This is a genomic window from Bradyrhizobium sp. SBR1B, assembly GCF_014198205.1.
Classification (GTDB): Bacteria; Pseudomonadota; Alphaproteobacteria; order Rhizobiales; family Xanthobacteraceae; genus Bradyrhizobium.
Window position 1 is genome coordinate 31,683 of record NZ_JACIHC010000024.1, and the last position, 19,346, is coordinate 51,028.

The window sequence follows — 19,346 nt, forward strand, 5'->3', positions numbered from 1 at the left end:
TCGCATGGCGCGCACCTCAGGATGACGGTGCACGAGTGTTGCGCGTCGCATCTAGCTCTTGTCATGATCTCCCGCTACGCTCCCTCCTAACCAAAAACCTCAGGGAGCCAGCCCATGCCCAAGCTCGATCATCTCCGCCCCAGCGGCCTGCATCACAATCCCGCTTATTCCCACGTCGTCACCGCCACCGGCGCGCGCACCATCTACATTTCGGGCCAGGTGTCGGTGGATGAGGAGGGGCGGATCGTCGGCGAGGGCGATATCGCCGCGCAGACCACGCAGGTGATGCAGAATCTCGGACACGCGCTGAAAGCGGCCGGTGCGAGCTATTCCAACATCGTGAAGATCACGACCTTCGTCGTGAACTACAAGCCGGAGCTGCGCCCGATCATCGGCAAGGCTCGCTCGGCCTTCTTCGAAGGCATGGAGCCGCCGGCGTCCACGCTCGTTGGCGTTTCCGCGCTGGCAGCCCCGGAGTGGCTAATCGAGATCGAGGCGGTGGCCGTCGCGGATTGAGGTTGCGTAGGATGGGTAGAGCGCAGCGAAACCCATCCTACTTGGTTGCAGACAAATCTCGCAGAACAGCCATCGCTTCCTCAGCCCTGTCGTCGGGCACAAACAGATGATCGTGATGGAAGGCCGACACGGCGTTCACACTGATGCCGGCGTCGGCGAGGCGCGCCGTGATCGCAGCCAGGAAGCCGACCGCATCGAGCGCAGAGTGAACCGTCAGGGTGATCAGGCGTGAGGGGAACGCGTAGCGAAGCCCCGCCGCTTCGGCCTCTTCGCGAGGGATCACGAGCGTCGTGCCTTCCTGTTCGCGGAACGTCAGCAGCGGTTTGAGTGCTTCGGGAATGGCCTCGCTGGTCGGGATCGTGCAAAATACGAAGGTCCCGTCCAGCATCTTTGGCCTCATGTGTCTCAGCAGCGCGCCGAGATTGTGCTCGCTCGTCATGGTGCCAGCTCCTGCAGGATCGTTTGAGCCCTTGCGCAGCTATCGGCGCCGGCGGCTGTTGAGGCCATGACAGGCATACGTTCGTATATCTCCCCGAATCCTTCTCATGCCCTGACCTTACGCTCGTACAATTGAGTGACGGCGGCGGATTCTTACAATTTGAGTCCACTCGGGTCACTACGAGGAAGCTCAATGAATGTCGTCATTCGAAAGCTCAACGGTTTGTGGCACCTCATTGTCGGGTCTTGTCAGATCCGAACTCCGTTCCTGGAAACGCAGGATCGGCAGCTGGTCGTCCAGTATGCCAGGCGCGCCTATCCGGGTGCACGGATCTTTGAACGCGACTGAGCAGAGCAGGTCCCGATCACTCCTGCGCCTTCTCCGGCCCCTCATACGCGATCCCGCGGATCACCGCGGCGCTGCCGAATTTCTTGCGCAGGCTGTCCACCGCGCGCTCGGCGTGGGCGGCGCGGCGGTCGAGCATGTCGGTGTCGTCGGCGGGCGAGCCCTCGCGCAGCGCGCTGACGCCGGCGCCCATCAGGCGGAAGGCGGTGCCGTCGATCTCCTTGGCCAGCATCTCGCGGCAGATCGCAAAGATCTTTGCGGCGAGCTGGGTCGGGGCCGCGATCGATTGCGAGCGGGTGCGCTGGCGGAAATCTGCGGTCTTCAGCTTCAGCGTGACGGTCAAGCCGGCGAGCTCGCTGCTCTTGAGCCGCGACGAGGTCTTCTCGCACAGCCGCCACAGGATCTTCTCCAGCGTCGCGAAATCGCGGATGTCGGTCTCGAAGGTGGTTTCGCTCGATATCGTCTTGGCGCCCCGGTCAGGCTCGACGCGGCGGTCGTCGATGCCGCGCGCGAGCCGCCACAGCCGGCGGCCATCGCTCGGAAACTGCCGCATCATCTCGATCTCGTCGGCCTTTTGCAGATCGGCGATGATGCGGAAGCCGCGCTGCACCAGGCGCTCCTGCGTCGCAGGTCCGACGCCGAAGATGAAGCCGACTGGCTTCTCGGCAAGCATCGATCGCGCTTCCTCCTGGTCGAGCGCGGCGAAGCCGCGCGGCTTGTCGAGGTCGGAGGCGATCTTGGCCAAAAACTTGTTGCAGGACAGGCCGACCGAGACGGAGATGCCGATGTCGCGCTCGACGTCGCGGGCAAAGCGCGCCAGCACCTTTGCCGGGATCATGCCGTGCACCCGTTCGGTGCCGGAGAGATCGAGGAAGGCCTCGTCGATCGAGAGCGGCTCGACCAGCGGCGTCAGCGCCTGCATGGCCTGGCGCACCTCGCGGCCGACGCGGACATATTTGGCCATATCCGGCGGGATCACGGTCGCGTGCGGGCAGGCCTCCAACGCCTTGAACATCGGCATGGCCGAGCGCACGCCGTAGGTGCGGGCGATGTAGCAGGCGGCCGACACCACGCCGCGTTTTCCCCCGCCGATGATGACCGGCTTGTCGGCAATGTCAGGATTGTCGCGCTTCTCGACCGTCGCATAGAAGGCGTCGCAGTCGATGTGGGCGATGGTCAGGCCCGCGAGCGCGCGGTGGCGGACGAGGCGAGGGGAACCGCAGGCGGAACAGCGCCGCGTGCCCATGTCGAGATCGGCCGAACAATCCCGGCAGAAGCAACGAGGCCCGGCCGGGTCGGGAACGGTCACGGCACGTCGCGCTCCCAGGAGGGGTCGCCGAGGACCTGCCGCGCCGCCGCGACGTTGGTCGGATGCAGTTCCGCGGTCGAGGCAAAGGCCTTCACAGTGGCGTCATCGCGCAGCACGAAATCGAGCACGCTGAGCAGGAAATTGGGGTCCGCGGCGGCATTGCGCAGGGTCTCCGGACCGACCCCTGTCTCGGCCAGAAACAGGCCCAGCCGCTCGGGATCGCTCGCAACGAAAGAGAGCGCCTGAATCGCAACGATTTCAGCGACTTCGCGGGGGTTGTGAACAGGCTTTTTCAAGGGGACGGTTTGCCTTTCCGTTAACTTTCGGTCTCTAATTTGGAATCATCATGCCCGAGTCTCGGCCCTGAGTCTTCCGACCCCAGGCAAGCAACTGGAAACCACATCGCAGAAAGTCGACCCTCGGGTTTAACGAAACTCAAGCGAATCTGAGGCTAGTTTGAATCCAGTTTTCGAAGCGCCGGCGAGCGGCGCCTGAGGCGTTACATGTATGGGTCTGCGGACCAATCAGGAGGGCGGGATGGCTAAGACCGTCCTGATCGTGGAAGACAACGAGCTCAACATGAAGCTCTTCCGCGACCTGTTGGAGGCGCACGGCTACCAGACCTCCGGCACCAGCAACGGCTACGAGGCGCTCGACCTCGTTCGCAAGATGCGGCCCGACCTCGTGCTGATGGATATCCAATTGCCGCAGGTCTCCGGCCTAGAGGTGACACGCTGGATCAAGGACGATCCGGAGCTGCGCGCCATTCCCGTCGTCGCGGTCACGGCGTTCGCGATGAAGGGCGACGAAGAGCGCATCCGCGAGGGCGGCTGCGAGGCCTATTTGTCCAAGCCGATCTCGGTCGGCAAATTCATTGAGACGGTCCGGCGTTTTATCGGATAGGAAGTGAGTTCACAGTGTCCGCGCGTATCCTGGTTGTCGATGACGTCCCTGCCAACGTCAAACTCCTCGAAGCCCGCCTGTCCGCCGAATATTTCGACGTGATGACCGCCTCGAACGGCACCGAGGCGCTGGCGATCTGTCATCGCGCTGAATGCGACATCATCCTGCTCGACGTGATGATGCCCGACATCGACGGTTTTGAAGTTTGCCGCCGCCTCAAGAGCGATCCGGCCACGCACCACATTCCCGTCGTGATGGTGACGGCGCTCGACAGTCCGTCCGACCGTAACCGGGGGCTGGAAGCGGGCGCCGACGACTTCCTGACCAAACCCGTCTCCGACGTCGTGCTGATCGCGCGGGTGCGCTCGCTGACGCGGCTGAAGATGATGACCGACGAGCTGCGCATGCGCGCCATCACCTCGCTCGAGATCGGCATGCAGGCGCCCGAGCGCAGCGCCGTGGCCGATACCGGCAAGGGCGGCCGCATCCTGCTGGTCGACGACCGTCCGTCCTCCTATGAGCCGCTGGCAACGATCCTCGCCGCCGAGCACACCATCGACGTCGAGCCGAACCCGACGGAGGCGCTGTTCCACGCCGCCGAGGGCAATTACGATTTGCTGATCGTCTCGCTCGACCTCAACAATTTCGACGGCCTGAGGCTCTGCAGCCAGGCGCGCTCGCTGGAGCGCACGCGCCATGTGCCGATCCTGGCGATTGCGGACCCCGAGAACTCGACGCGGCTGCTCCGCGGCCTCGAGATCGGCGTCAACGACTATCTGCTGCGTCCCATCGACAAGACCGAGCTGCTGGCGCGGGCCCGCACCCAGATCCGCCGCCGCCGCTACACCGATCATCTGCGCGACAACGTGCAGAACTCGATCGAGATGGCGATCACGGACGCGCTCACCGGCCTGCACAATCGCCGCTACATGGAGAGCCATCTGGCGACGCTCGCCGAGCAGGCTTCGACCCGCGGCAAGCCGCTGGCGCTGATGATCCTGGACATCGACTTCTTCAAGTCCATCAACGACAATTACGGCCACGACGCCGGCGACGACGTGCTGCGTGAATTCGCGGTGCGGGTGCGCAAGTCGATCCGCGGCATTGACCTGGCCTGCCGCTACGGCGGCGAGGAGTTCGTCATCGTGATGCCGGAGACCGATCTCCACGTCGCCGGCATGGTCGCCGAGCGCCTGCGCCGCTCGATCGCGGGCGAGCCGTTCGCGATCCACAAAGGCGCCAAGCGCATCGAGGTCACGATCTCGATCGGCCTGACCACGCTGGAGCAGAAGGGCGAGGCGGTCGCCGACGTCCTCAAGCGCGCCGATACCGCGCTGTATCGGGCCAAGCACGACGGGCGCAACCGCGTGGTATCGCAGGCGGCGTGAGGGCCGCCCGCGCAAAATTCGCGAAAACAACCCCATGCGCAGTAGCCGGCGCTAGCCGGATCAACGGGTTACGTGCGCGGCAAAGATAGCTTGCGCGGACCGTCGCGCCCTTTGACCCGTCGGGCAAAACAGGGAGGATGTTGGTAGCGTCGCGAAATGGCCTGACGTGGAGTCAGGCGTCCACGCTTCCTCCACAAACTCCGCTGTCATTCCCCGCGAAAGCGGGGAATCCAGTACGCCGCGGCCTCTCGGTTCAATCACAGCTGCCTCTGGAATACTGGATCACCCGCTTTCGCGGGTGATGACACCGAACGATGCGGCGAGGGTTATTGTGGCGTCGGCTTGCGTCGCTTCTCCGCCGGCTTCCCCGCATCCCCCACATCCACCCCTGCATTCCGCAACAGCACCTTCGCCGCTTCCTTCGCCGCGCGCGCCATCGCCGGATCGTCCCGCACGAGGTCCTGCGCGATCGAGCCGTCGACCAGCAGCACCAGCTGCGTTGCGAGCGCATCCGCCTCGGTCACACCAAGCTCGTCCAGGCGGTCGCGAAACCAGAGGCGGCGGCTTTCCTTGAAGGCGACCGCGATCTTCTTCACGGCGCGGTCGGCCGGGCCGAGCTCGGCGACCGCGTTCACGAACGGGCAGCCGCGAAAGTCCTTGGCCGCAAACCGCCGCTCCAGCGAATCGAAGGTTGCGAGAATCTGCTCGGCTGGCGGCTTGTCCGAGGGGGATGCGTGCACGAAGCGGCGCTCGAGATATGCCGCGATCAGCGCGTCCTTGGACGGGAAGTGGTTGTAGAGCGTGCGCTTGGAGATGCCGATCTCGGCCGCGATGGTGTCAACGCCGATGGCGCGAATGCCCTGCAGATAGAACAGCTTGTCGGCGGTCTGAAGGATCCGCTCTTTCATCGTCTGTGGGGCGGGCGGGGGAGCCATGCAGCGACGCGCATCCTCTTGGCTTGACAGCTGGGGCGCAACATAGCCTAGGTACACAGGTCTGTGTAACCAAAATCAACCGATATTTCAGACGACGGCATTTGCGCCGTGCCCCCGAGGGAGACGAAAATGCCCCTGCTGCAGGTCCTGCGTCCGACATTGCCCATCCTGATGGGCGCCTCGATCATGCTGACGCTGAGCATGGGGCTGCGGCAGAGCCTCGGCATCTTCATGCAGCCGCTGACGCACGACATCCACATTTCGATCTCGGATTTCACGCTGGCGCTGGCGGTGCAGAACCTCGCCTGGGGCTTTCTCCAGCCGCTCGCCGGCGCGATGACGGTGCGCTACGGCTTCCGCCCGATCATGATCGTCGGCGCGCTGATGTACATCGTGGGCCTCATTCTGATGGCGACCGCGAACGGCCTCGTCAGCATCATGATCGGCGCGGGCGTGCTGATCGGGACGTCGCTGGCCTGCACTGCGGCCGCTATCGCGATGTCGGTGGCGGCGCGCGCGGTGCCCGAAACGGTGCGCTCGACTGTGCTCGGCATTGTCTCCGGCGCGGGTTCGCTCGGCGCGCTGCTGTCGGCGCCGATCGGACAGATGCTCAATGAGGGGTTTGGCTGGCGCGTCGGACTTGCCGGCTTCGTCGTCATGTCGGTGCTGATGATTCCGGCCGCGTGGTACGCGGGGCGCGTCGACCAGGTCCCGCTGCCGAAGCCGGCTGCCGACGAGATCGACGATGCCACGGCTGCGACCGCGGCGAGGACCGCGTTCGGCAATGCCTCCTTCGTGGTGATGACCTGCGCCTATCTCGTCTGCGGCATGCAACTGGTCTTCCTCACCACGCATCTGCCGTCATACCTCGCGATCTGCGGCCTCGATCCGATGCTGAGCGCGCAGACGCTCGGCATGATCGGCGGCTTCAACGTCCTCGGCTCGCTGTTCTTCGGCTGGGCCGGCCAGCGCTGGAACAAGCTGGCGCTGCTGGGGGCGATCTACATCCTGCGCTCGCTGGCGCTCGCCTGGTACTTCATGCTGCCGGCAACGCCGTTCTCGACGCTGCTGTTCGGCGCCATCATGGGCTTCCTGTGGATGGGCGTCGGGCCGCTGGTCGCGGGCGCGGTCGCCGAGATGTTCGGCCTGCGCTGGCAGGCGATGATCCAGGGCCTCGCCTTCATGAGCCACCAGATCGGCAGCTTCCTCGGCGCCTACGGAGGCGGGGTACTCTACGACGCGCTCGGCTCCTACACCATGGCCTGGCGCATCGGCGTGGCGCTCGGCCTTGCCGGGGGCATCGTGCAGGTGGCGTTCGCGCTTGTCAGGCCGTCGCAGCCGCCGACGCCAGTGTTGAAGGCGGCGTAGGCTTCTGGGATTAGTATCTCTCACCGTCACCCTGAGGTGCTCGCCTTCGGCGAGCCTCGAAGGGCGACGGCGCGGCTGCATCTCGACCGTTCATCCTTCGAGGTTCCCGGCGCGATGCTCTTGCATCGCGCCACTCGCACCTCAGGATGACGGATCGGGATAAGCGCTTGCAGCAATCGGCGAGCGGTATGGACTAGCGATGTCCTGAGCGCTTGAGATCGGCGACCTTGAACCTGTTGCCGGCCTGCAGGCTGCTGCAAAACCAGTGGGCTCTGTTTCGAAACTCGCCCAGGAACACCTTCGTCTCGACGCAATTCTCGTAGGATGAATGGGTGATGGTGTCTCGGCACGTTGGCGAGAAGGGTCCATAGTTCACATTGCCGCCCGACTCGCTGCATCCGATCCACGGCTCCTTGCCGTGCCGGAAGCTTGATGCACAGCCACCGTTGCAGCTGCTGGCGACTTTCTCCAGGCTGGCTATCCTCCCCATCACAGAACCCGGTGCATAGGAAGGCGTGCGCGCGGTTGCCGTTCGAGTGGTTGACGCAGTTCGACGCGGCGCCGTTGTGTTTGCTCCCCGCTCCGACACGTGCGGCTTTGCCACCTGTTTCGGCGCATCGACCGTAACAGGGGGAAGCGTAGCGGCGGAGCCGGTCGGAATTTGCGACGCGGCCGGGGCGCACAGCAGGGCAGTCGACAAGGCAGCGATGGTTGAAGGCACGACAAGGCTCGATGACAATCTCATGACCATGTCCTTCCCAAATCCGGACGGAAATTCCGTGCCGGTAAGTGCACGGTAACAGACATTTAGGATTGAGCAACCGGGGGTTGAGGGATCGCTTAGCGATAAATTCGCCATCGCCATGGCAACCAACAAGAGAATGCGCTTGCTCCGCCATGCGGGCGGCTTGTCCACTGAAGCTCGAAGAACGAAGGCGGAAGCGAAGCGGTTGGGAACGACTCTGCAGCGCAGCGCGCCGATATGGCTGTGGCTCGCGCTCTCTCACCGTCACCCTGAGGTGCTCGTCCTGCGGTTTCCCGCAGGGCGAGCCTCGAAGGGCGACAGCCCGGCCGCATCTCGGCCGTTCATCCTTCGAGGCTCTCCGCGCGATGCTCTGCATCGCACGGCTCGCGCCTCAGGATAACGGAGAAGGATAGGTAAAGAAAAACGGGGCCCGTGAAGGCCCCGCAAAACTCAGCAGCTTGTCCGCGATCTTACTTGATCTTGGCTTCGCGGAATTCGACGTGCTTGCGCGCCACGGGATCGTACTTCTTCTTGACCAGCTTGTCGGTCATGGTGCGCGAATTCTTCTTGGCGACGTAGTAGAAGCCGGTGTCGGCCGAGGACACGAGCTTGACCTTGATGGTGACCGCTTTGGCCATGTTCAGAACCTCAGGAATGAAGGGAATCTGGAGCCGGCCAAACGGCCCGCGTTGGCCGGCAACCTAGCCAGAAACCGCCTGATGTCAAGGTTTCGAAGCGTTTTCAAGCGAAGTGGGCACCGGTTCGCGTCAAGAAAACGCGTCAAAAACAACAACCTAGAGCCCCCGTACGGGGCTCTAGCGGCAAAAGCCCCCCAAAACGGCCCGATTACCCCTCGAAGAACCGGTTTTTCGGCCGCGGCAGGCCCAGATTCTCCCTCAAAGTGGGCCCTTCATACTCTTTCCGGAAAATCCCGCGCTGCTGCAGCTCGGGGACGACCTTGTCGACGAAATCGTCGAGGCCTGCGGGTAGGAACGGGAACATGATGTTGAAGCCGTCGGAGCCGCGCCCGACCAGCCATTCCTCCATCTGGTCGGCGATGGTTTTGGCCGTGCCGACGAAGGACAGCCCGCCATAGCCCCCGACGCGCTGGGCGAGCTGGCGCACGGTGAGCTTGTCGCGCTTGGCAAGGTCGACCATGCGCTGCCGGCCGCTCTTGCTGGCGTTGGTCTCGGGGATGTCAGGCAGTTGGCCGTCGGGGTCGAAGCCCGAGGCATCGGTGCCGAGGATGACCGAGAGCGAGGCGATGGCGCTGTCGTAATGCACGCGGCTGTCGAGCAGCGTGCGCTTCTCTTTGGCCTCATCGACGCTGTCGCCGACCACCACGAATGCGCCGGGCAGGATCTTCAGATGCTCGGGATCGCGGCCGATCCTCTCCATGCGGCCCTTGATGTCGGCATAGAGCTTTTGTCCGTCGGCGAGGCTGCCGCCGCCGGTGAACACGGCTTCCGCCGTTTCTGCCGCGAGCTGCTTGCCATCTTCGGAGGCGCCGGCCTGCACGATCACCGGCCAGCCCTGCACGGGACGGCCAATGTTGAGGGGGCCGCGCACCTTCAGATATTTGCCGTTGTGGTCGAGCGTGTGCATCTTCGCGGGATCGAAAAATAGCCCGCTCTCGACATCGCGCACGAAGGCGTCGTCGGCGAAGGAATCCCACAGGCCCGTGACGACATCGTAGAACTCGCGGGCGCGTTTGTAGCGCTCGGCATGCTCCATGTGATCATCGAGGCCGAAATTCAGGGCCGCGTCCGGGTTCGATGTCGTGACGATATTCCAGCCGGCGCGGCCGCCGCTGAGATGATCGAGCGAGGCGAAGCGGCGCGCGACGTGGTAGGGCTCGTCAAACGTGGTCGAGCCCGTCGCGATCAGGCCGATCCGCTCGGTGACCGCCGAGAGCGCCGACAGCAGCGTGAACGGCTCGAACGAGGTCACCGTGTGGCTGCGCTTGAGCGCATTGACCGGCATGTTCAGCACGGCGAGGTGATCGGCCATGAAGAAGGCGTTGAACTTGCCGGCCTCGAGCTTCTGGATCAGCGTCTTGATGTGCGAGAAGTTGAAATTGGCGTCCGGCCAGGCCCCGGGATAGCGCCAGGCGCCGGTGTGGATGCTGATCGGGCGCATGAACGCGCCAAGCTTGAGTTGCCGTTGTGCCATCGCCCGGTGTCCGTTCTTGGTGACGTTGGGGAAAGACATAGGCATGCGACGGAACTCCGCCATCGGGGGAGGCGGGAAGAATCTTTTGTTTTTCGCGACGCGGTTAGCACAATCGCGTCATTTCGGGGGGCACGCGGCAAGCCCGCAGGAGCCATCGAACCAATCCACCGCTGGCTCCGACCTAAGCCGTGACCTCGTGAGGAGACGCTTCAATGGCCCGCGCAATGACCGTGGACGGTGGCATCGTTCGCATCGACCGGCCCATGCCATGGGTCGGCCGGCTGCTGTCGCTGCCGCTGCTGGCGGCGAGCGGCTATCTGCTGTGGAATGTCGCGCTCGGGCTGCGGCAGGATTTTTTCGGCTTCGGAAGGCTCGCCGATGACCTCATGCCGGTGCTGGTGTTTACGGGGCTCGGATTGCTGGTCGGCATTCCTGGCCTCATCCTGCTCACGTTCCGCTATTTCGTCGTGCTCAACGAGACGCTGCGCCAGATCGTCATCACAAGGCAGTTCGGCCTGCTGAATATCCGCTCATCGCGCGATCTCGCCGATTATCACTTCATCAGCATCACCGACGACTACGATCCCGAGCTGACGACCTATGACGTCAATCTCTGCGGCAACAAGGGCACCGAGCCGATCACGCTGGTGAGCTTCACTAGGCGCGAGGAGGCGGACAAGTTGGCGAGCGAGATCGGCCGCCTCCTGAAACTGCCGGCGCGCGACTATGTCGGCACCGAGCCTGACGAGAGCTAAGGCCTAGTTGCGACCCGTTCCGGAAATTGCCATCCTCGCGGCCGAACAACGCGATGGAAGGCCATGACCTCTGCGAATAATTCCATTCCCGCGCTTCTGCCGCGCGGCAAGGGCCACCAGTTTCTGTTGTATGGTGACTCGTGTTCGGGCGTGCCCGGTGCCTTGCACGAAAAGACCTTCGCCTCGGTCAACGCAGTCGTTCAACGCCTGATACCGCAGCCTGACTTCATTCTCTTTCCGGGCGATGAGATCATCGGACTCACGCCGGACCCGGACGCTCTGCGTGCGCAGTGGCGATACTGGCTGGAAACGGAAATGGCGTGGCTCGACCGTGCGGCCACTCCGATCTGGCACACCACCGGCAACCATACTACCTATGACGTGATGAGCGAGGCGGTGTTTCGCGCAGTGTTGGACCTGCCGGACAATGGGCCGCCGGGGCAAGCCGGTCTCTCTTACTTCGTGCGGCGCGGCGACCTCCTGATGGTGTTCGTCAACACGCTCTGGAGTGGCCTTGGAGGTGAGGGCCATGTTGAGCTCGCGTGGCTGGAAGTCACGCTCAGAGAACATGGTGATGCCCGACACAAGCTCGTCCTTGGCCATCACCCGGTGTTTCCTGTCAACGGCTTTACCGGGACGTATCAGCGCGAGATCGGCCACGAATATGCGCGTCCGTTCTGGGACCTTCTGGTGAAGGAAAACGTGCTTGCCTATCTGTGCAGCCACATCCTCGCCTTCGACGTCCAGGCACATCGTGGTGTCCTGCAGATTTGCACTGCGGGCGCAGGAACGGCTCACAGGATGCCGGAAGGCGTCGAGTATCTGCATTGCATTCAAGCCGCGCTTGACGAGGAAGGCTTGCGTTATCAGGTGCTGGATACCGACGGCGTCGTCAGGGAGAGGATGGAATGGCCGCTACCGGATCCTGATCCCGCCGGGTGGAAAGTGCTGCGGCACGGAGATGTCGAGGCACCGTTTAGCGGACGTTTGGAGAGCGGGCGTCGGATCGAGCTGAGGCTTGTGGGGCAAAGCGCTGCGGCCGATGTTGCAACGGCCCAGACGATTTTCACGGCCTTCGCGCCTGGTTCGATCGCGCCGTTCTGGCTTGGGCTTCGGGGACCAAGGCAAACTCTGACAGCCATCGTTGGTCGTGAGCCGGGGCGAAGCCCAACCTATTGGTTTGGACCTGATGTTCCGGCGGGCGAGGGTTTCGATATTCACGTCGCGATCTACCCGAATATGGGCCCCGGCGGTCTATTGTACCGTCGTCAGGACTCCACGCGCTGGTCGTCGTTCACCTCTGCGACGGCGCGAGGGCTGGAGCAGCTTGTGTGGCCCCGGCATTGGGCGATCGGCCACGGATAGAGCGGCAGCGAAGACCGTGCCTTCAGGGGGGATGCCCTGAGTTTGCTCATCGCGTGACGCGCGGAAGTCCGCTTGTGGCGACTGCCGCGATGTCCGTTGAGATCAGCCCAAAATATCCTTCTGCATCTTGCCGCCGTAGAAATGGAAGAACGGCACCGGCGCGTCGTGGCGCAGCGGGCCGGTGGCAAGGCGGGTATGGAGCTCGTTGAGTACATTGCGCGTCATCGGATGCAAATCGGCCAGCGGCTTCGAGCCGAGCTCGACCCAGACCAGCTCGACCAGTTCGGCATCTGCATGGATCACGCCGTCGACGCGGTGGGTGATCGCGGAGGCGTCTGCCGTGAAGAAGCGCGTGTCGAACCGTTTGACGCGGCCGGGCGGAGTGATCGCGCGCGCGATCAGGAACAGGCTGGAGGGATCGGGCAGGAGGCCTGCATCGGCGAACGGCTTCCAGGGCCCGTCGAGCTTTGACACTTTGCCCTCGGCCGTGCGCCCGAGGCAGAGACCGGTTTCTTCGCAGGCCTCGCGGATCGCGGCAATGGCGAGCGACTTCGCGCGCGAGGCCGGCGTCTTCGGGCTGCCCTTGGCGAGATTGGCCTCCAGCTCGGCGGTGATGGGCGCAGCGCAGGGCACGCGATAGTCGGCCTTGTCGACGCGTCCGCCCGGGAAGACGAACTTGCCGGGCATGAACACCACCTTGTCGTGGCGCTTGCCGACCAGCACCTTCGGAATGGCGCCGCTGCGGTCGACCAGGATCAGGGTTGCCGCATCCCTCGGACGGAAATAGGGATGATGATCGGCTTCCTTCTCCTCGTGGACCTTGGCCTTCTCCGCGACCTGCGCAATATCCGTCATGTCCTCACCCAAACGCTTTTTGCTTCTTGCTTACACAGGCGGAATACCATCCGGAGGGTTCTCGTCAAACCCGTGCATGCGCAGAGCCCATTGCAGGCCGACCACAGCTCCCTTCACCGGCTGCAGCAGCGCAAGCGAGGCGACGAAGGTGAAGGGCAGATAGGCCGCGAAGCTGAGCCAGACCGGCGTCGTGTAATTGGTCTCGATCCAGAGGATCGTGGGCACCACGATGTGACCGACGATGACGATGACGAGATAGGCGGGCAGATCGTCGGCGCGGTGCGGCGTGAAATCGAGGCCGCAGCTGGCGCAATCGTCTGCGGTCTTCAGGAAGGCGCGGAACAGCTTGCCCTCGCCACAGCGCGGGCAGCGGCCGCGAAAGCCGCGCTTCATCGCCGTCCAGAGATCGCGCTTCTCGACGAGACCCGTCTCGCGCGTCCAGATTTTTGGGGCCGTGCTCATCGTCACCATGCTTTGCCCTTTTTACCGCCGCCTTTTCCCTTGTTCTTTCCTTTATTCTTTCCCTGGCCCTTCTTCGGTTTGCCGGATTTTGGCTTCGGCGGCTTGCGTTTTCTATCCGGGCTGCGTCCGGGATGCGCCTTGAATGAGGGGCGGCGCTGCGGACCGGATGACCTGCGTTCGCGCGGCGCGGTCTCACTGGAGGACGACAGCAGCTCGAAGCGCAGCGCGCCCGCGATCGGCGCTGCCTCGATCAGGCGGACGTCGACCACGTCGCCGAGCTGATACATGGTGCGGCTGCGCGTGCCGACGAGGGCGTGTCGGCCCTCGTCATAGTTGAAATATTCCGTGCCGAGGGATCGGATCGGGATCAGGCCGTCCGCACCAGTCTCAGCGAGCTTGACGAACAGGCCGGCGCGGGTGACGCCGGAGACCCGGCCCTGGAAACTCGCGCCGATGCGATCAGCCAGGTGATGGGCAATGAGCCGGTCGACGGTCTCGCGTTCCGCCTTCATCGCGCGTCGCTCGGTCACCGAGATGTGGGCTGCGACCTCGCTTAAGGTTTCCGGCGTCTCGCTGTCGGGCAGGGCGCCTTCGCCGAGGCCGAGCGCGCGGACCAGCGCGCGGTGCACGACGAGGTCGGCATAGCGGCGGATCGGCGAAGTGAAATGCGCGTAGCGGCGCAAATTCAGGCCGAAGTGCCCATAGTTCTCGGACGAGTATTCGGCCTGCGCCTGGGCACGCAGCACGACCTCGCTGACCAGCGGATAGTAATCATGGCCTTCGAGCTGGGCCAGCACGCGGTTGAATGTGGTGGGACGCAGCGCGCCTGATTTGGCGAAGGGAACGTCGAGCGTTTCCAGAAATTCGGCGAGTGCGTGGACCTTCTCCAAGGTCGGCTCGTCGTGCACGCGGTAGATTAGCGGCAGCGATTTCTTCTCCAGCATCTCGGCCGCCGCGACATTGGCGAGGATCATGAACTCCTCGATCAGCTTGTGCGCATCGAGTCGCTCAGGGACGACGACGCGGTCGACCGTGCCGTCGCTCTTCAAGAGGATCTTGCGCTCGGGCAGATCGAGATTGAGCGGATCGCGCTCGTCTCGCGCGCGCTTGGCGCAGGCATAGGCGGCGTAGAGCGGCCGCAAGATCGGATCGAGCAGGGGGCCGGTGGTGTCGTCGGGCCGTCCGTCGATCGCGGCCTGCGCCTGCGCGTAGCTCAGCTTTGCCGCCGAGCGCATGAGGATGCGGTGGAAGCTGTGCGAGCGCTTGCGGCCGTCGGGGCCGAGCACCATGCGCACCGCGAGCGCGCCACGCGGCTCGCCCGGCACCAGCGAGCAGAGATCGTTCGAGATCCGCTCGGGCAGCATCGGTACGACGCGGTCGGGGAAATAGACCGAATTGCCGCGATCGAGCGCGTCGCGGTCGAGCGCGCTGCCCGGCTGTACGTAGAAGCTGACATCGGCAATGGCGACGTTGACGATGAAGCCGCCCTTGTTGTTGGGATCGGGATCGGCCTCAGCATGCACCGCGTCGTCGTGATCCTTGGCGTCGGGCGGATCGATGGTGAGAAGCGGCACGTCGCGCCAATCCTCGCGGCCCTTCAGGTTCGCGGGCTCCGCCGCTTCCGCATCGCGCATCGCGGCGGAGGAGAATTGCAGCGGGATGTCGTGGGCGTAGATCGCGATCAGGCTGATCGCCTTCTCCGACTTGACCGAGCCGAGCTTCTCCTTCACGCGGCCGGACGCCAGCCCAAAGCTGCGCGTGCGGACAATGTCGACACTGACGAGATCGCCGTCCTGCGCGCCATGCGTGTCGGCCGCGGCGATGTTCAGCTCGCGGTCGGCGGACTTCTTGTCGACGGGGACGAGCCGCCCGCCGCCTTCGGGAAGCGCGCGGAACACGCCGAGGATGCGGCTCTTGGCCTTGTCGAAGACCTTGATGATGTGGCCGCGATAGGCCGGGCCTTCGGTGTCGTCCGTGCGCTCGACGCGCAGCAGCACGCGATCGCGGACGCCGGCGACGGTGCCTGGCTTCGGCCGGCGCGGCATCTGGATGCGGATTTTGGGGGGCTCGCCACTCTCGACCTCGTCCCATTCGGTGGGGGAGGCGATCAATTCGCCGTCGGCGTCGCGGCCGGTAATGTCGGCGACCAGCGTCGGCGGCAGCGCGTCCGGCTCGGACACCTTGTGGCGCTTCTTCTTGATGGTTCCGTCGTCGGCGAGCTCGCGCAATATGCGCTTGAGCTCGACGCGATCGGCGTTCTTCAGGCCGAACTCGCGCGCAATTTCGCGGGTCCCGACCTTTCCGGGATTTGCCTTGATGAAGGCGACGATGGCTTGCCTGTCGGGAAAGCCACGGTCATTCTTGCGTTTCACTTAACCTCTAATTCTTGATCTCAAGTCTTGCCGGCGCTCTTCTTGGCCGGAGCCTTGGGGGCGGCGGCCTTGGTCGGCGACGTTTTTGCGGTCGACGACACGGCTGCGCGCGCCTTGCTGGTGGATTCGGATTTGGTTTTGGCCGCCTTCTTCGCGGCGGCCTTTTTCGGTTTCGGTGCGGCGTCATCGCCGTCCGCAGCCTTCGCCGTAGTCTTCTTGGCCTTGGCCGGCTTCGCCGCCTTCTTCGGCTTCTTGCCGCCGCCTTTGGCTGCGCGCTCGTCGATCAGCGCAATCGCCTGGGCCAGCGTGACGGTGTCCTTTTCGAACTCGGCGGGGATCGTCGCGTTGACGCCGCCCGCGGTGACATAGGCGCCGTAGCGGCCGCTCTTCACGGTGACGGTGCCGAGCGAGGGATGATCGCCGATCGCCTTGCCGGGATCGGCGCCGAACCGGCGGCTCGGGCCCTTGGCGACCTTTTCCGCGATCAGCGTCACCGCGCGGTTGAGACCGATGTCGAACACCTCGTCGCCGGCCTCCAGGCTGGCATAGGTCTTCTCATGCTTGACGAACGGCCCGAAGCGGCCGAGGCCTGCGGTGATCGGCTGGCCAGTCTCCGGATGCTTGCCGATCTCGCGCGGCAGCGACAGCAGCTTCAGCGCAAGCTCGAGCTCGACATCGCCGGGCGAGGTGCCCTTCGGAATGCCGGCGCGCTTCGGCTTCTCGCCGTCCTCATAATCCTTCTGATCGCCGAGCTGGATATAGGGCCCGAAGCGGCCGGCCTTGACCCAGACATCGCGCCCCGTCTCGGGGTCCTGGCCCAGCGAACGGTCAGCGGTCGCTTCGCCATCGGCGGCGAGCTGACGGGTGTAGCGGCACTCCGGATAATTCGAGCAGCCGACGAAGGCACCGAACTTGCCGGCCTTGAGATTCAGCCGGCCATTGCCGCAGCTCGGGCACTGCCTGATATCGCCGCCATCCGCGCGCGGCGGATAGATGTGCTGGCCCAGCATATTGTCGAGGACGTCGAGCACCTGGGCTACGCGCAGATCCTTGATCTCGTCGACGGCGCCAATGAAGCCGGTCCAGAAATCCTTCAGCACCTGCTGCCAGGAGATCTCGTTGTTGGAGATACGGTCGAGCTGCTCTTCGAGGCCCGCGGTGAAGTCGTATTCGACGTAGCGAGCGAAAAAGCTCTCGAGGAACGCGATCACGACGCGGCCCTTGTCCTCGCCGTGCAGGCGCTTCTTCTCCAGCTTGACGTAGCCGCGGTCCTTCAGGACCTGGAGGATCGAGGCATAGGTCGAGGGCCGGCCGATGCCGAGCTCTTCCATGCGCTTGACCAGCGAAGCCTCGGAGAAGCGCGGCGGCGGCTCGGTGAAGTGCTGGGTGACGGCAAGCGACTGTCGCTTCAGCGCGTCGTTCGGGCTCATCGCGGGCAGACGGCGGGAGTCCTCGTCCTCCTCGTCGTCGCGGCCTTCCTGGTAGAGCGCGAGGAAACCGTCGAACTTGACCACCTGGCCGGTGGCGCGCAGCTCCAGCGTGCGGGAGCCTGCCTTCGCCGTGATGTCGACGGTGGTGCGCTCCAGCTCGGCCGATTCCATCTGGCTGGCGATGGTGCGCTTCCAGATCAGCTCATAAAGCCGCGCCTGATCGGCATCGAGCTTGCGGCTCATGCTGTCGGGGCGGCGCGACATGTCGGTCGGGCGGATCGCTTCGTGCGCTTCCTGGGCGTTCTTGGCCTTGGCCTGGTACTGGCGCGGCGCGTCCGGCACGTAGGCGTTGCCGTAATCCTCGCCGATCACCTTGCGCGCCTGGGTGATCGCCTCGGGGGCGATCTGCACGCCGTCGGTACGCATATAAGTAATGAGTCCGGTGGTCTCGCCGCCGATGTCGATGCCCTCATAAAGGCGCTGGGCGATGCGCATCGTGTGCGCCGGCGCAAAGCCGTATTTGCGGCTGGCTTCCTGCTGCAGCGTCGAGGTGGTGAAGGGCGCCTGCGGATTGCGCCGGGCCGGCTTCGCATCGACCGAGGTCACGGTGTAGGCGGCCGTCTCCAGCGCCTTCTTGAAGTCTTCGGCTTCCGCGCCGGTTCCGATGTCGAGGCGCTGGATCTTCTTGCCGTCAGCGCCGACCAGGCGGGCCTCGAACGCATCGCCGCGCGGGGTGAGCAGGGTCGCGATCAGCGACCAATATTCCCGCGGCACGAACTTCTCGATCTCGAGCTCGCGGTCGCAGACGAGGCGCAGCGCCACCGACTGCACGCGGCCGGCGGAGCGGGCGCCCGGCAGCTTCCGCCACAGCACCGGGGAGAGGGTGAAGCCGACCAGATAGTCCAGCGCCCGGCGCGCCATATAGGCGTCGACCAGCGCGCCGTCGATCTGGCGCGGATGCTTCATCGCGTCCGAGACCGCCTGCTTGGTGATGGCGTTGAACACCACCCGCTCGATCTTCTGGTCCTTCAGCGCACGCTTTTCCTTCAGCACCTCGAGCACGTGCCAGGAGATGGCCTCGCCCTCGCGATCAGGGTCGGTGGCGAGAATCAGGCGGTCGGCGTTCTTCAGGGACTTGGCGATGTCGTTGAGCCGGCCGGCCGCCTTGGGGTCGACCTCCCAGATCATCTTGAAATTGGCGTCGGGATCGACGGAGCCGTTCTTCGCGGGCAGGTCGCGGACATGGCCGAACGAGGCCAGAACCTCATAGGACGAGCCCAAATATTTGTTGATCGTCTTGGCTTTCGCCGGCGACTCCACAATGACGATATTCATGTAGTTCCAGTAACTTACGGGAAAATCTGAGGCCGAAAACGAAAGGACTCGGGTCGGCCGTTTCGCCCCGAACATGGGTGGTGAGGCCCTCGCTGTCAAATCGAAGGCTGTTGAAAGCCGCCCGGATGAGAAAAGTTTCATATCGAGAAAGTTGCAAAATACCACCTTGGAGTTGCGGTCGATGTCGGCGTAATGTTTCGGCGGGGCATGGATTCGGGTGGGGTCTGGTGACTAGGCCGGGAAAGAAACGGGCGCGCGCCGCATCAGGCGCGCCGGGAGGCTCGCGTCACGAGGAACCGGGGGAAGGCGGCGTCGACGAGGCCGTCGCCTTCATCGCCGAGCAGGTCGGGGCCTTCATCGCCGAGCAGGTCGGGGCCTTGCGCAAGCTCGCCGAGCGCCACAAGCTCGACGTGCTGCACTATCTCCTGGGCATGACCAAGCTCGAGGCCGACGAGCATGTGAGGCTGCGGAGCAAGCGCAAGCTGTCGTGAGGGCACTATCCAACCCGTCATCATGAGGCGCGAGTGGCGCGATGCAAGGCATCGCGCCGGGAGCCTCGAAGGATGCACGGCCGGGATGCAGCCGGGCCGTCGCCCTTCGAGGCTCGCCGAAGAGGCGAGCACCTCAGGGTGACGGTGCAAGATATGGGCGC

The 19,346-nt window shown here is 64.4% G+C and carries 18 protein-coding genes; 7 read left to right on the forward strand and 11 right to left on the reverse strand.

Annotation, left to right across the window (positions count from 1 at the left end; genetic code table 11):
• Window positions 1-114 precede the first annotated feature (114 nt).
• Window positions 115-516, forward strand: coding sequence for a RidA family protein (locus GGD61_RS35805; protein ID WP_183232100.1), 402 nt, complete (start codon window positions 115-117; stop codon window positions 514-516).
• Window positions 517-553: 37 nt separating this feature from the next.
• Here the strand turns inward: GGD61_RS35805 and GGD61_RS35810 are convergent, their stop codons facing one another.
• From GGD61_RS35810 to GGD61_RS35820, 3 genes are all read right to left on the reverse strand, one after another.
• Window positions 554-955 (reverse strand): ACT domain-containing protein, encoded by a 402-nt coding sequence (locus tag GGD61_RS35810; RefSeq protein WP_183232101.1) that lies wholly within the window; start codon window positions 953-955, stop codon window positions 554-556.
• A gap of 364 nt (window positions 956-1,319) precedes the next feature.
• Window positions 1,320-2,609, reverse strand: a complete 1,290-nt coding sequence (locus GGD61_RS35815) for a DNA polymerase IV (RefSeq protein WP_092257653.1) — start codon at window positions 2,607-2,609, stop codon at window positions 1,320-1,322.
• On the reverse strand, window positions 2,606-2,905 hold the full coding sequence (locus GGD61_RS35820) for a DUF3572 domain-containing protein (RefSeq protein WP_092257650.1): 300 nt from the start codon (window positions 2,903-2,905) through the stop codon (window positions 2,606-2,608). The genes GGD61_RS35815 and GGD61_RS35820 overlap by 4 nt, the downstream gene beginning before the upstream one ends.
• A gap of 241 nt (window positions 2,906-3,146) precedes the next feature.
• Between GGD61_RS35820 and GGD61_RS35825 the strand changes: the two genes are divergently transcribed.
• Both GGD61_RS35825 and GGD61_RS35830 read left to right on the forward strand, forming a co-directional pair.
• A complete protein-coding gene (locus GGD61_RS35825) occupies window positions 3,147-3,512 on the forward strand; it encodes a response regulator (RefSeq protein ID WP_008566616.1) in 366 nt (121 codons plus the stop codon).
• 14 nt (window positions 3,513-3,526) lie between these two features.
• Window positions 3,527-4,900 carry a PleD family two-component system response regulator gene (locus GGD61_RS35830; RefSeq protein ID WP_183232102.1) on the forward strand — a complete coding sequence of 458 codons (1,374 nt, stop codon included), beginning with the start codon at window positions 3,527-3,529 and terminating at the stop codon, window positions 4,898-4,900.
• Window positions 4,901-5,226: 326 nt separating this feature from the next.
• On the opposite strand, the gene GGD61_RS35835 is transcribed toward GGD61_RS35830, so the two are convergent.
• The gene (locus GGD61_RS35835; RefSeq protein ID WP_092257799.1) at window positions 5,227-5,835 is read right to left on the reverse strand and encodes a TetR/AcrR family transcriptional regulator; all 609 of its coding nucleotides are present in this window, start codon (window positions 5,833-5,835) and stop codon (window positions 5,227-5,229) included.
• A gap of 129 nt (window positions 5,836-5,964) precedes the next feature.
• On the opposite strand from GGD61_RS35835, the gene GGD61_RS35840 reads away from it, so the two are divergent.
• Window positions 5,965-7,203, forward strand: a complete 1,239-nt coding sequence (locus tag GGD61_RS35840; protein WP_092257647.1) for an MFS transporter — start codon at window positions 5,965-5,967, stop codon at window positions 7,201-7,203.
• A 193-nt stretch (window positions 7,204-7,396) separates the two neighbouring features.
• On the opposite strand, the gene GGD61_RS35845 is transcribed toward GGD61_RS35840, so the two are convergent.
• From GGD61_RS35845 to GGD61_RS35855, 3 genes are all read right to left on the reverse strand, one after another.
• The gene (locus tag GGD61_RS35845; RefSeq protein WP_177237156.1) at window positions 7,397-7,948 is read right to left on the reverse strand and encodes a hypothetical protein; all 552 of its coding nucleotides are present in this window, start codon (window positions 7,946-7,948) and stop codon (window positions 7,397-7,399) included.
• Window positions 7,949-8,418: 470 nt separating this feature from the next.
• Entirely contained in the window at window positions 8,419-8,586 is a 168-nt protein-coding gene (gene rpmG, locus GGD61_RS35850; protein WP_007603295.1) for a 50S ribosomal protein L33, read from the reverse strand.
• A 208-nt stretch (window positions 8,587-8,794) separates the two neighbouring features.
• Window positions 8,795-10,120: an LLM class flavin-dependent oxidoreductase gene (locus tag GGD61_RS35855; protein WP_183232106.1), complete on the reverse strand. Its 1,326-nt coding sequence runs from the start codon at window positions 10,118-10,120 to the stop codon at window positions 8,795-8,797.
• A gap of 212 nt (window positions 10,121-10,332) precedes the next feature.
• On the opposite strand from GGD61_RS35855, the gene GGD61_RS35860 reads away from it, so the two are divergent.
• Both GGD61_RS35860 and GGD61_RS35865 read left to right on the forward strand, forming a co-directional pair.
• On the forward strand, window positions 10,333-10,875 hold the full coding sequence (locus GGD61_RS35860) for a hypothetical protein (protein ID WP_092257644.1): 543 nt from the start codon (window positions 10,333-10,335) through the stop codon (window positions 10,873-10,875).
• 63 nt (window positions 10,876-10,938) lie between these two features.
• Window positions 10,939-12,240: a metallophosphoesterase gene (locus GGD61_RS35865; RefSeq protein WP_183232103.1), complete on the forward strand. Its 1,302-nt coding sequence runs from the start codon at window positions 10,939-10,941 to the stop codon at window positions 12,238-12,240.
• A 102-nt stretch (window positions 12,241-12,342) separates the two neighbouring features.
• On the opposite strand, the gene GGD61_RS35870 is transcribed toward GGD61_RS35865, so the two are convergent.
• From GGD61_RS35870 to topA, 4 genes are read right to left on the reverse strand one after another with little or no spacing between them, the layout of a single operon-like run.
• Complete coding sequence (locus tag GGD61_RS35870; RefSeq protein WP_018321117.1) at window positions 12,343-13,095, reverse strand: NUDIX domain-containing protein; 753 nt, start codon at window positions 13,093-13,095, stop codon at window positions 12,343-12,345.
• A 30-nt stretch (window positions 13,096-13,125) separates the two neighbouring features.
• Window positions 13,126-13,566, reverse strand: a complete 441-nt coding sequence (locus tag GGD61_RS35875; protein WP_092257638.1) for a DUF983 domain-containing protein — start codon at window positions 13,564-13,566, stop codon at window positions 13,126-13,128.
• Window positions 13,560-15,929, reverse strand: coding sequence for a ribonuclease R (gene rnr / locus GGD61_RS35880; RefSeq protein ID WP_092257635.1), 2,370 nt, complete (start codon window positions 15,927-15,929; stop codon window positions 13,560-13,562). The genes GGD61_RS35875 and rnr overlap by 7 nt, the downstream gene beginning before the upstream one ends.
• Before the next feature lie 20 nt (window positions 15,930-15,949).
• Window positions 15,950-18,694 (reverse strand): type I DNA topoisomerase, encoded by a 2,745-nt coding sequence (gene topA, locus GGD61_RS35885; RefSeq protein WP_092257632.1) that lies wholly within the window; start codon window positions 18,692-18,694, stop codon window positions 15,950-15,952.
• A 227-nt stretch (window positions 18,695-18,921) separates the two neighbouring features.
• Between topA and GGD61_RS35890 the strand changes: the two genes are divergently transcribed.
• Window positions 18,922-19,185: a hypothetical protein gene (locus GGD61_RS35890; protein ID WP_183232104.1), complete on the forward strand. Its 264-nt coding sequence runs from the start codon at window positions 18,922-18,924 to the stop codon at window positions 19,183-19,185.
• The last annotated feature ends 161 nt before the right edge of the window (window positions 19,186-19,346 follow it).

What these genes read in the sequence shown, in the direction of transcription:
- GGD61_RS35870 (WP_018321117.1), bottom strand. Translation starts at nt 13,095, where the DNA reads ATGACGGATATTGCGCAGGTCGCGGAGAAGGCCAAGGTCCACGAGGAG.
- GGD61_RS35810 (WP_183232101.1), bottom strand. Translation starts at nt 955, where the DNA reads ATGACGAGCGAGCACAATCTCGGCGCGCTGCTGAGACACATGAGGCCA.
- GGD61_RS35860 (WP_092257644.1), top strand. Translation starts at nt 10,333, where the DNA reads ATGGCCCGCGCAATGACCGTGGACGGTGGCATCGTTCGCATCGACCGG.
- GGD61_RS35825 (WP_008566616.1), top strand. Translation starts at nt 3,147, where the DNA reads ATGGCTAAGACCGTCCTGATCGTGGAAGACAACGAGCTCAACATGAAG.
- GGD61_RS35805 (WP_183232100.1), top strand. Translation starts at nt 115, where the DNA reads ATGCCCAAGCTCGATCATCTCCGCCCCAGCGGCCTGCATCACAATCCC.
- rpmG (WP_007603295.1), bottom strand. Translation starts at nt 8,586, where the DNA reads ATGGCCAAAGCGGTCACCATCAAGGTCAAGCTCGTGTCCTCGGCCGAC.
- GGD61_RS35875 (WP_092257638.1), bottom strand. Translation starts at nt 13,566, where the DNA reads ATGGTGACGATGAGCACGGCCCCAAAAATCTGGACGCGCGAGACGGGT.
- GGD61_RS35845 (WP_177237156.1), bottom strand. Translation starts at nt 7,948, where the DNA reads ATGAGATTGTCATCGAGCCTTGTCGTGCCTTCAACCATCGCTGCCTTG.
- GGD61_RS35855 (WP_183232106.1), bottom strand. Translation starts at nt 10,120, where the DNA reads ATGGCACAACGGCAACTCAAGCTTGGCGCGTTCATGCGCCCGATCAGC.
- GGD61_RS35835 (WP_092257799.1), bottom strand. Translation starts at nt 5,835, where the DNA reads ATGGCTCCCCCGCCCGCCCCACAGACGATGAAAGAGCGGATCCTTCAG.
- GGD61_RS35840 (WP_092257647.1), top strand. Translation starts at nt 5,965, where the DNA reads ATGCCCCTGCTGCAGGTCCTGCGTCCGACATTGCCCATCCTGATGGGC.
- topA (WP_092257632.1), bottom strand. Translation starts at nt 18,694, where the DNA reads ATGAATATCGTCATTGTGGAGTCGCCGGCGAAAGCCAAGACGATCAAC.
- GGD61_RS35865 (WP_183232103.1), top strand. Translation starts at nt 10,939, where the DNA reads ATGACCTCTGCGAATAATTCCATTCCCGCGCTTCTGCCGCGCGGCAAG.